The sequence below is a fragment of the Sphaerisporangium sp. B11E5 genome (assembly GCF_039871875.1).
In the GTDB taxonomy this organism is placed as follows: domain Bacteria; phylum Actinomycetota; class Actinomycetes; order Streptosporangiales; family Streptosporangiaceae; genus Sphaerisporangium.
The window spans coordinates 38,781-49,792 of record NZ_JBDPMD010000062.1 but is presented as its reverse complement, the minus strand read 5'-3'; the positions used below and the strand labels follow the sequence as shown (position 1 = coordinate 49,792).

Sequence of the window (11,012 nt, the reverse complement as noted above, 5' to 3'; positions counted from 1 at the left end):
CGGGGGCAAACCCCGGCTTGACTTCTACTCCAGCCAACCCGCTAGCATATGGCCGCCCTGATCCAGAGCAACCCTGCAAACTTACCTGAACCAAACTCGCAAGGCAAGCCGAGCCAGGTAGATCTTTTACGGGGTGGTGCCGCCATGGTTCCGGCCGCGCCCACGCGTCATCCACCCTGAGGTGGGGAGATCGGGGAGATGGCCGGTCGGTTGCCGACAGGAAAAGATTAGCAGGGTTCCGGAGGTCCTCGATCCAATACGGGTCACGATCAAGGGAAGCCCTTCCGGCGGGGCGCGGACGGCAGTACAACAGGCGGATACGTGCGGCGAGGCTCCGATCCGAGCGAGGCGACAGCGTGAACGAACGAGCGGTACCCCGGGCCCTGATCGTGTTGCTGACCGGTGCGGCCGCCATCGTGATTCTCGCGGGGATCAAGGCGGTGAGCTCCATCGTGGGGCCGTTGCTGCTGGCACTGGTGCTTACGGTGGCGGTCGATCCGATCAGGGACTGGCTGGCGCGCCGGGGGGCGCCGCACTGGCTGGTGGTGGGGGTGCCGTTCGCGGCGGTCATCGTGGTGCTGCTGGGGATGGTCGGCATCCTCACCGCGGCGGTGGTGCAGATGGCGGTGCTCGCGCCGAGTTACGCGCCGCAGTTCAACCGGCTGGTGGCGGACCTGCAGCGGCTGGCGGCGGAGCACGGGCTGGCGCCGCAGGTCAGCAAGGCGATCCAGTCGCTGGACCCTGGCAAGATCTTCGAGTTCGCGCAGGGACTGCTGTCCAGTGTGCTCGGGGTGGTGTCCAGCCTGCTGCTCATCGTGGTGCTGCTGCTGGCGATGAGCCTGGACGCGCCGATCGTCTCGCGGGTGCTGGACGCGGCCGCGGCGGAGCGGCCGGCGTTCGCGGCGGCGTTGAGCACGTTCGCGCGCCGGACCCGGCGTTACCTGCTGGTGTCCACGGTCTTCGGGATCATCTGCTCGGTGCTGGACGTGATCGCGCTGTTCTTCGTCGGTGTGCCGCTGCCGCTGCTGTGGGGCGTGCTGGCGCTGATCACCAACTACATCCCCAACATCGGCTTCGTGATCGGCCTGATCCCGCCGGCCCTGCTCGCGCTGCTGACCGGCGGGGTCCGGCCGATGATCCTGGTGATCGTGGCGTACATGGTGATCAACGTGGTGGTGCAGTCGTTCATCCAGCCGAAGTTCCTCGGCGACGCGGTGGGCCTGACCACGACGGTGACGCTGGTGTCGCTGATCATCTGGGCGACCGTGCTCGGGCCGCTCGGCGCGCTGCTGGCGATCCCGCTGACGTTGCTGACCCGGGCGCTGCTGATCGACAGCGACCCGTCGGCGAAGTGGTCCGCGGCGCTGATCTCCGGGGAGGTCCCGAAGACCGGCGGACCCGGCTGATCAGGACGTCGACGCGCGCACCGGTGAGCGGGGCTGGTCGTCGACGGACGTGTCCAGGACGATGCCGCCGGTCCGGCGGGCGCCCCAGGGCAGTGCGGCGGCCAGCACGGGCAGCAGCACGATGGAGCTCATCGCCCATGGCGCGTGCAGCGCGGCCCAGTCGGCGGCGGTGTACTGCGTGAGGTACAGGTACCCGATCGCGGCCCATGTGCTCGTGCCGATGATCGCGGGCCAGGCCAGGCGGGTGGGCCGGGCGACGAGGAACGGCATGAACCACAGCAGGTACTGCGCGCCGAGCCGCGGGGTGACGACCATGAAGGTGAGCAGCAGCGCGGTGGTGAGGTCGATGGGGTCGGCGCGGCGCCACAGGATGCCGACGATCAGCAGGGAGCCGTAGATCATCCATTGGCCGTACCGGGCGAGGTCGGCGTCCAGCGTCCAGTGCCCGCCCACGGCGATGGCCGTCCAGCCCCATTCGCCGATGATGGGGCGCACGTCGCCGATGGTCTTGATGACCTCGGGGAGCTGGGACAGCGAGGTGCCCGCGCCGATCGGCAGGGTGGCGAGGAAGAACAGCGGCGGGACGCCGGTGGCGAAGAGGCCGTACAGGCGGGAGCGCAGGCCGGGCAGGAAGAGCAGCATGCCGGGGACGAGCCAGATGGGCCAGCTCTTGGCGCACAGCGCGAGGCCCATGAGCAGGCCGGCGACGATGGCGTTGCGCACCGGGCGGGAGGTCCTGGCGTTGCGTGCGACGACGAACGCCGCGACGCCGAACACCAGGGACACCGGCTCGACCTGCCCGTGGATGGACGCCACGAGCAGGGCCAGCGGGTTGCAGGCGTACTGGAACGCCCGCAGCCTGCCGTCCCCGCGGCCGGCGAGCTTGCCGACCAGGGGGATGAGGATGATGTCGGCGACGACGGTGACCAGGCGCCCGGCGATCTCCCAGGGGATGTTCAGCCAGAGCAGCAGCCCGTAGATGTAGGGGATCGTCGGCAGGAAGTGCCACCCGCCGTTGCTCTCCAGTACGGGGTCCTTGTGGGCGAGGATCGCCTCACCGGCCGGTTTGAAGCTGTTCACGAAGTCCACCGGCTGCCACACGCTGATGACGGCCAGGATCATGATGGCCACGCGGAAGCCGATGCCGACCGCGAGCGTGACGGCGAACGACGGCTTCCAGCCCTTCCACTGAGCGAGGAGGGCGAGCACGACACCGGTGACGAGGAGGCACCCCGTGAGGATTGCGTTGTCCATGACGGTCCCTAGCCTGCCGGACGACGGGCCAAACCGACCACTCGGGCACCAAGATTGCCATCATCTATCCAGAATTGCTCCGTCAAAGAACCCTTTTGAGGCCTTTGGTGGACTTCGTCATGCGGTGTACGGCCCGCACGCTCCGTGGGGGGTCGAAGGCGTGCGGGCCGTACGATCCGGGGACCCGGCGGCGGGTGGCCGGCCGAGGGCCCGCGGTGGCGGGACAGGCGGTGATCCCGCGCCGGACGAGAGTGGCCGGGCCGGCCGGAACCCGCGGTGGCCGGGACAGGTGGGTGAGGGACGAGGAGGGCGAGGAGGGGTCAGAAACCGGCGGTGATCGAGGTGAACTGCCAGTCGTTCTGGGCGATGCCGCTGCAGGCCGCCTGGACGCCGCCGCCGGGGCAGCCGCGGTCGCGGTTGACCGACCAGAAGGCGAGGCGGGCGAGCCCGCGGGCCTTGGCCCAGTCGCGGATCTGGGTCCAGGTGGAGGGGGTGGTGAGCTCCTGCTGGTCGGACAGGCCGTTCATGCCCGAGATGCCCATGTGGGCGTAGGCGGTGGCGTCGGACCAGCCGAAGGCGGTCTTCAGCGCGTTCTTCAGGCCCTCGGAGGCGTTGACGGTGCTCTGGTACATGTCGGCACCGCCGCCGAAGTCGAACGGCATGATCGTGAACACGTCGATGTTCGCACCGAGCGCGGCGGACTGGTTGATGAGGCGGGTGCCCCACCAGCTCGGCCCCGAGGTGGTCGTGCCGAACGTGATGATCGTCTTGATGCCGGGGTTGTTCTGCTTGACGATCTTCAGGGCGTTCAGGATGCGGTCCTGCACCGCCTCGTTCTCGAACTCGTCGGTGTTCTCGATGTCGATGTCGATCATCTTGAGGTTGTAGGCGTTGATGACCTGCTGGTAGGCGGTGGCGAGCGCCTGCGGCGTCGAGCAGTTCGGCCCGAGCTTGTTGCCGCTCCAGCCGCCGAACGACGGCACGATGTCGCCGCCCGCCGCCTTGATCTGCGCGATCGTGGAGGCGTCCACGCCGCCCTGGAGCGGCCGCTGGCCGTCCCACGCCGGGGTGCAGCCGCCGCCGGACAGGATGAACGCCATCGTGAACCACTTGACCCCGGTCGCGTTCATGACCGTCGCGGGGCTCGGCGGGTTGCCCCAGCCGAGGTACAGGTACGGCGCGCCGCGGCCGCCGGGCTGCGGGTTGGTGCAGCCGGTGGTGGTGCCGGTGACGGAGCCGCTGGCGGCCGACTCGCCGGTGGAGTTGTACGCCCGCACGGTGTAGGTGTGCGTGGTGCAGGTGCCGAGCGACCCGATGGTGGCCGTGGTGCCGGTCACGGTGGCGCGCACGGTGGTGCCCTCGTACACCCGGTAGCCGGTGACCGTGCCGCTGGACGCGGTCCAGGACAACGAGATCGAGGAGTTGCCGGAGGCGGTGACGGTGGGCGTGCCCGGGGTGCCGGGGGCGCCTGGGTTGGTCGTGCCGCCGGAGCAGGGGGCGCCGTTCAGCGTGCAGTTGGTGGGGGCGCCGAAGTCGCCTGGGCTGCCGTTGAAGCCGAAGCTGATGCTCGCGCCGGGGGCCAGGGTGGGTGCCCAGCTCGGGTTGGCGAAGCTGAAGCGCTGGCCGTTCCTGGTCATGACCGCGTCCCAGGCGGTGGTGACCTGGTAGCCGGAGGGCAGGTCGAACGCCACCGTCCAGCCGTTCATCGTGGTGGTGGTGCCGTTGGTGATCGTGTACTTGCCCTCGAAGCCGGTGCCCCAGTCCTGGGGCTTGGTGAACACGGCGGTGGCGGGCGCCGCGAGGGCGGGTGTGCCTGTCATGACGAGTACGGCGGCCGCGGCGACCAGGGCCGCGACGCACAGTCGGATGAACCGCATGAAAGCTCCTCGGCGGGCCGGCACGGCCGGGGCGTGCACGTGCCGGCGGTGGGGGGGTGTCGGCCGTGAAGGCCGGGGAGATCGAGGCGAAGTCGTACGGGTGTGGCCGTTGCCGTCGCGCGATGGGCATATCTTTTAGGAAAGTTTCCTAAGAGTTGTGCCCGATCGTAGCCCCGCCCCCATCCCGCCACAAGACCCAAACTCCCCGCTTTTCCCCGAGACAGGATTTCTGTCCACACACCGGATGATCGGTACGTCCAGCCCACCCGCCCCTGCGGAATCGGGCGGACTTTACCGATATATGGTGATGAGCCGTAACTGAGCACGGAGTCAGGCGGCACATTGTTCCTCGGCATCACCAACATCTGGGCGTACACCGTCGGCGCGTTTCTGATCATCTTGCTGCCCGGCCCGAACTCCCTGTTCGTCCTGTCGGTCGGCACGCGGCGCGGCGTGCGCGCCGGATACCGGGCCGCCGCCGGTGTCTTCCTCGGCGACACGGTGCTGATGGCGCTGTCGGCGGCCGGGGTCGCGTCGCTGCTGCGCTCCACGCCGATGTTGTTCAACATCGTCAAGTACGCCGGGGCCGGCTACCTGGCGTGGATCGGCCTGTCCATGATCCGTGCGGCGTGGCGCTCGCGGCGGGAGGCGGCCGAGGGGGCGCCCGCGCCGGTGGCGGACCTGTCCGACCCGTTCCGCAAGGCGCTGACGATCAGCTTGCTCAACCCGAAGGCGATCCTGTTCTTCGTGTCGTTCTTCGTGCAGTTCGTGGACCCCGGGTACAGCGCGCCCGCGCTGTCGTTCCTCGTCCTCGGCGCGATCTGCCAGCTCTTCAGCGTGCTCTACCTGTCGACGCTGATCTTCACCGGCGTGCACCTGGCCACCCAGTTCCGGCGCCGCCGCGGGCTTTCCGCGGGGCTGACCTCGGGCGTGGGGGCGGTGTTCCTCGGCTTCGGCGCCAAGCTGGCGACCACTAGTCTCGGCTGACCGGCGTCTCGCGGTTGGCCTTCAGGGCTACGCTGACCAGCGACAGGAACATCTCGACGTCGTTCTGGTCCTCGATCTCGACCTTGACCCACCCGTCGGCGTGCCCCTGGGTGACACGCTGCGAGCCCGCGAGCACGCGGGCCCAGCGGTCGATCACGGAGGTGGTCAGCAGGAGCTCCGCCGTGTGGTCGCCGGGCATACGAATGATCTCCCGGCCCATGGTGCGGAACCTGACGACGTTGCGGGTATGGCTCACCGCGAGGTCGGGCCAGCGCGCGAGCTGACCGGCGACGTCGGCCACGCACGCGGCCGATCGACCTGTGCGTGAAAGCACTGCCATGCCTTCATGGTCCCGGTACGCTCCCTATCCGGAAACCCCCCGTTTCCGAACCGTTATTGGATGTTCAACCACAACAGAAGGGTAAGCGTCACCGCAGGTCACGACATTGATCTTTTATTACCGCCGTTATCCTGCATGTGCGCCGGTCAACGGGACGCCGGGCCTGGGGTGTCGCCGATGAGATCCCATAGGCGTTTCGCCCTGGTTTTGGCAATCCGCTCTCAGGGTAGGCGCCGAAGCTCTAGCGTCGGTCTTCCGCCGTTCCTGGGAGAAGCATGAACACCCCGTCGGTCAAACTCCCGCGGATCACCACGTTGATCAGGCAAGCCGTACCCCGGCTCCTCGAAGGCGTCGTCGCCCCTCTCGCCGTGTTCTACGCGGCGCTGGCGTTGCTCGGCCTGGACGGCGCCCTCATCGCCGCCGTCTCCTGGGTGTACGCGGGGGTGGCCTGGCGGCTGGTCCGCCGCCGCCCGGTGCCCGGCACGATGGTGCTCGCGGCCATCGCCATCACGGCGCGGGCGGCGCTCGGCTGGTGGACCGGCAGCGCCGTCGTCTACTTCCTCCAGCCCGAGCTCGGCACCATCTGCATCAGCATGGCGTTCCTGGCGTCGGTGCGGCTCAACCGGCCGCTCGTGCAGAAACTCACACTCGATTACATCCACCTGCCGTCGACCGTGCTGCGGCACGAGCGGATGCGGCGGTTCTTCGCCCGCATCACGCTGCTGTGGGCGTTCGTGCTGCTGGCCAACTCCACGGTCAGCATCTACCTGCTGCTCCACCAATCGATCGGCACGTACCTGCTGGTGCGCACCTCGGTGGTCGCCGTCATCAGCGGCGTCGCCGTCGCCGTCTCGATCTACGCCTTCCGCCGCGTGTTGCGCCGCCTGCACGAGCCCCCCGCCCTCCCGGCGGCCGCCTAGCCGCCTGACCGCCGTCCCATCCGGGCGATCTCCGTCACATGACCTGACGGCGCCGAAGCGCCCTGTGGCCTGACGGTCAGGGAACGGGATCGTCGCGTCCCCGGTCGTGTCGCGGGATTTCATACTCCGTTGATTTCAACAGGTGATGAGTTTATCGTGGAGTCAGACGCGCGGACCCATGCCGGAGGCCGCCCCGCCTCCTCCGCACGCCGCGAGGAGGGCACCATGACCGAGACCCAGAGCAACCACCAGGACACCGTCACCGGGCCGCTCGTGCTGAGCCTGCGGGACGTAGGGACGGACATGCTGCCGCTGGCCGGCGGCAAGGCGGTCAACCTCGGGGTCCTCCTCCGCGCGGGCCTGCCCGTCCCTCCCGGGTGCTGCCTCACCACCGAGGCGTACGGCCGGGTGGCGGCCGCGGCCGGGCTGGAGGACGTGCTCGCGGGCCTCGCCGCCACCGCGCCCGGCGACACCGCCGCGCTGGCCGAACTGGCCGGACGGGCCCGCGCGCTCGTGCTCGCCGCCCCCGTGCCGGACGACATCGCCGCCGCCGTGCGCGGTGCGGCACGCGGCCCGGTGGCGGTGCGGTCCTCCGCCACCGCCGAGGACCTGCCGGACGCCAGCTTCGCGGGACAGCAGGACACCTACCTCAACGTCACCGGGCCGGAAGCCGTGCTCGACGCGGTGCGCCGCTGCTGGGCCTCGCTGTGGACCGACCGGGCCGTCGCCTACCGCGCGGCCAACGGGATCGACCAGGGCGCCGTGCGACTGGCCGTGGTGATCCAGGAGATGGTGCCGGCGCGGTGGCCGGGGTGATGTTCACGGCCAACCCGGTGACGGGGCGGCGCCGCGAGACGGTGATCGACGCCGCGCCGGGGCTCGGCGAGGCCGTGGTCTCCGGGGCGGTCAACCCCGACCACTTCGTGGTGAGCCCAGAGGGAAGGATCACCACCCGCCGCCCGGGGGACAAGGCCGTCGCGGTCCGTCCCCTGCCGGGCGGCGGCGTCGAGCACGTCCCGGGCACCGGCACCGGCGAGCCGTGCCTCACCGACGCGCAGGTGATCGCGCTGGCGGAGCTCGGCGGGCGGGTCGAGGCGCACTACGGCGCGCCGCAGGACACCGAGTGGGCGATCGCCGAGGACGGCGGGGTGTGGCTCACGCAGGCCCGGCCGATCACCACGCTGTACCCCCGGCCGCCGGAGCGGGCGGGCGCGGAGGGGCTGCGGGTGTTCTTCTGCTTCAGCCTGGCGCAGGGGCTGCACCGGCCGATCACCCCGATGGGCGTGTCGGTGTTCCAGGCCCTCGCCGCCGGGGTGCGGCGGCTGTACGGCGTGCGTCCGGCGGCCGACCCGGTGGTCGAGGTGGGGATGCGGGTGTTCGCGGACGTGACGGGGATCATGCGCAGCCGCATGGGGCGGCTGGTGATGCCGAAGGTGTTCGACCTGATGGAAGCCCGGTCGGCGGTCGTCGTGCGCGGGCTGTTCGGCGACCCGCGGCTCGCGCTGGAGCACCGCTCGCCGTTACCCGCGCTGCGGCGTCAGCTCCGGCTGGCGGGGCGGTACCGCATCCCGCTGCGGATCGTCCAGATCATCGCCCGCCCCGAGCGGGCCGGGGATCGCGTCGCCGAGGTGGGGGAACGGCTCGGCACGATGCTGGCGGCGCCGCCCGCCATGACGCCCGCCGAGCGGCTGGACCATGTGGAGCGGGTGCTCGGGCGGCTGGCCACGCTGGCCCCCCTCCTGTTCCCCTCCCCCGCCGCGGGGCTCGTGACGTTCGGCCTGGCCGCCCGCCTGCTGCGCGGCCGGTCGAGGCCCGGTGAGCTGCAGACCGTGCTGCGCGGGCTGCCGCACAACGTCACCACCGAGATGGACCTGGCGCTGTGGCACGCGGCCACCCGGATCCGCGCGGACGAGGCGTCCGTGCGGGCGCTGAGCGGGCCGGGCCTGCCCGGCCCCGGTGAGCTGCCGCCGGTGCTGCGGCGCGAGCTGGACGGTTTCCTCGCCCGGTACGGCCACCGGGCCGTCGCGGAGATCGACGTGGGGGTGCCGCGCTGGTCGGAGGACCCGGCGCACGTGCTCGGCGTGCTCGCCAACTACCTGCGGCTTGACGACCCGGCGCTCGCGCCTGACGCGGTGTTCGAGCGGGGCGCCCGGGAGGCCGAGGCGATGGCCGAGGAGCTCGGGCGGCGGGCCGGAGGGCTGCGGGGGCGGGTCGTCCGGTTCGCGCTCGGCCGCGCCCGGCTGCTGGCGGGATACCGCGAGACGCCGAAGAACTATCTGATCGTCACGCTGGGCGAGGTCCGCGAGCACCTCCGGGCCGCCGGCGCCGACCTGGCCGGGCGGGGGCTGCTGGACGAGGAGGGCGACGTCTTCATGCTGACCCTCGCCGAGGTCCGCGCGGCGCTCGGCGGCGCCGACCACCGCGGGCTGGTGCGGGACCGCCGGGCCAGGTACGCCCGCGAGTCGCGCCGCCGGCACATCCCGCGCGTCCTGCTGTCGGACGGCACCGAGCCGGAGGCGGTGGCCTCGGGCACACCCGCCGCGGACGGCGCCCTGACCGGCACGCCCGCCTCGCCGGGGACGGTCACCGGGCCGGCCCGCGTGGTGCTCGACCCGGTGGGCGCGCGTCTCACACCCGGCGAGATCCTCGTGGCGCCGTCCACCGACCCCGGCTGGACGCCGCTGTTCCTCACCGCGGGCGGGCTGGTGATGGAGATGGGCGGCGCCAACTCGCACGGCGCGGTGGTGGCCCGCGAGTACGGCATCCCCGCCGTGGTCGGCGTCGCGGACGCCACGTCCCGCGTCACCACCGGACAGACGATCACCGTGGACGGCACGTCCGGCGCGGTGCTGTTCCCGGACGACGAAGAGAAAGATCGGTAAAATACAGGAATGCGAGGGGTGATCGTGCTCGTGCTCGGGGTCGCGGCGGCGGGATGCGCCGCCGCGCCCGGCTTCACCGACACCGCCCGCATCCTGCGCGAGGACGGCACCACGCTGAGCCGCATCGACCTCACCGGCAAGCACGTCGAGGCCGTCGTGAACGCCACCGGGTGCCCGCCCGGCGCCCGCCGCGCCGTCTACACCATCACCGGCGACCTCGCCCCGGGCGGCACGTCCGCCGCGGTGACCTCCGCCCTGGCGACGGAGTTCCAGCGCATGGGCTACCAGGAGGGCGAGGGTCCGGGTGCCCGCTTCGGGGTGAACGTGAGCGTCCTGGAGAAGACCTCCCTCGGCATCACCTTCACCGTCACCCTGCGCTCCGGCCGCCCCAACGTGGAGATCGCCGGCCGCACCGGCTGCCACGCCTCCTGAGCGCTACAGGTGCTCGCGGAGGAAGGCCGTGGTCTCCTCCACCGCCCGGGTGACGTGGGGCTCGGTGTCGTAGAGGTCGATGTGGAGACGGGTGTCGAGCCAGACGATCTTCTTCGGGCCGTCCATGCGCTTGTAGGCCTCCTCCGCGCCTTCGGGCGAGCAGAAGCGGTCCACCACGCCGTGCACGACGAGGCCGGGTTTGGGGCCGAGGAAGTCGGCGCCGATCATGTTGTCCACGGTGATCAGTTCGCGGACCGAGGCGCGGGTGACCTCGTTGGCCCAGGTGGGGGCGGCCGAGCGGCCGGTGCCGTAGTAGGCCCACGGCTCGTCGCCCGCCATCGCGGCCTCACCCGACTCGGCGACCGCGGGGAGGTACTCGGGGGCGGCGCCCTGGTCCTGGCGCTCCAGTTCCGCGGTGAAGGCGGCGAGGGTGGCTTCGTAGCCGGCGGGGGTCATGCCGGCGCGCATGGCGTAGGGGGTGTTGTAGGCGCCGGCGATCCCGGCGAACACCTTTACGCGGGGGTCGAAGGCGGCGAAACGCAGGGCGTAGCCGCCGCCCAGGCAGATGCCGACGGCGCCGAGGCGGCCGCCGTCCACCTCGGGGCGGGCGCGCAGGTAGGACACGGCGGCCCGCAGGTCGTCCAGTTTGCCCTGGGGGTCCTCGTGGTGGCGCGGGGTGCCGCCGGAGGCCCCGAAGTTGCGGTGGTCGAAGGCGAGGGTGACGTAGCCGGCCTCGGCCAGCCGGGCCGCGTAGGTGCCGGTCACCTGCTCCTTGACGCCGGTGAACGGCCCGGTGAGCACCAGCGCGGGGTGCGGGCCCTCACCGGGAGGTGTTCTGAGGTCGCCGGCCAGCGTGACGCCTCCGGCGGCGAACTCCACGTGCTCGATCATGCCGACCAGTCAACCCGATCGCG

General features: G+C 71.3%; 9 protein-coding genes and 1 pseudogene. 6 read left to right on the top strand and 4 right to left on the bottom strand.

Features of this window, described 5'->3' with window-relative positions:
- Positions 1–356: 356 nt before the first annotated feature.
- Positions 357–1,406, top strand: coding sequence for an AI-2E family transporter (locus ABGB17_RS34825; protein WP_347637862.1), 1,050 nt, complete (start codon positions 357–359; stop codon positions 1,404–1,406).
- Here the strand turns inward: ABGB17_RS34825 and ABGB17_RS34820 are convergent, their stop codons facing one another.
- Positions 1,407–2,660 carry a hypothetical protein gene (locus ABGB17_RS34820; protein WP_347637860.1) on the bottom strand — a complete coding sequence of 418 codons (1,254 nt, stop codon included), beginning with the start codon at positions 2,658–2,660 and terminating at the stop codon, positions 1,407–1,409.
- 320 nt (positions 2,661–2,980) lie between these two features.
- The gene (locus ABGB17_RS34815) at positions 2,981–4,537 is read right to left on the bottom strand and encodes a cellulose binding domain-containing protein (protein WP_347637858.1); all 1,557 of its coding nucleotides are present in this window, start codon (positions 4,535–4,537) and stop codon (positions 2,981–2,983) included.
- A gap of 342 nt (positions 4,538–4,879) precedes the next feature.
- Here ABGB17_RS34815 and leuE point away from each other — a divergent pair, with 342 nt between their 5' ends.
- Positions 4,880–5,524 carry a leucine efflux protein LeuE gene (leuE, locus tag ABGB17_RS34810; RefSeq protein ID WP_347637856.1) on the top strand — a complete coding sequence of 215 codons (645 nt, stop codon included), beginning with the start codon at positions 4,880–4,882 and terminating at the stop codon, positions 5,522–5,524.
- Here the strand turns inward: leuE and ABGB17_RS34805 are convergent.
- Positions 5,511–5,864 carry a luciferase family protein gene (locus tag ABGB17_RS34805; protein WP_347637854.1) on the bottom strand — a complete coding sequence of 118 codons (354 nt, stop codon included), beginning with the start codon at positions 5,862–5,864 and terminating at the stop codon, positions 5,511–5,513. The two genes, leuE and ABGB17_RS34805, sit on opposite strands and share 14 nt — an antisense overlap.
- Positions 5,865–6,139: 275 nt before the next feature.
- Here ABGB17_RS34805 and ABGB17_RS34800 point away from each other — a divergent pair, with 275 nt between their 5' ends.
- The 4 genes and pseudogenes from ABGB17_RS34800 to ABGB17_RS34785 all read left to right on the top strand — a co-directional run bounded on the left by ABGB17_RS34800 (position 6,140) and on the right by ABGB17_RS34785 (position 10,098).
- A complete protein-coding gene (locus ABGB17_RS34800) occupies positions 6,140–6,784 on the top strand; it encodes a VC0807 family protein (RefSeq protein ID WP_347637852.1) in 645 nt (214 codons plus the stop codon).
- Positions 6,785–7,009: 225 nt separating this feature from the next.
- Positions 7,010–7,911: pseudogene (locus ABGB17_RS34795) on the top strand (PEP/pyruvate-binding domain-containing protein); the annotation flags it as partial.
- 150 nt (positions 7,912–8,061) lie between these two features.
- A complete protein-coding gene (locus ABGB17_RS34790; RefSeq protein WP_347637866.1) occupies positions 8,062–9,666 on the top strand; it encodes a PEP-utilizing enzyme in 1,605 nt (534 codons plus the stop codon).
- A gap of 9 nt (positions 9,667–9,675) precedes the next feature.
- A complete protein-coding gene (locus tag ABGB17_RS34785) occupies positions 9,676–10,098 on the top strand; it encodes a hypothetical protein (RefSeq protein ID WP_347637850.1) in 423 nt (140 codons plus the stop codon).
- A gap of 3 nt (positions 10,099–10,101) precedes the next feature.
- Here ABGB17_RS34785 and ABGB17_RS34780 read toward each other — a convergent pair whose 3' ends face one another.
- Positions 10,102–10,989 (bottom strand): alpha/beta hydrolase, encoded by an 888-nt coding sequence (locus ABGB17_RS34780; protein ID WP_347637848.1) that lies wholly within the window; start codon positions 10,987–10,989, stop codon positions 10,102–10,104.
- Between the last annotated feature and the right edge of the window lie 23 nt (positions 10,990–11,012).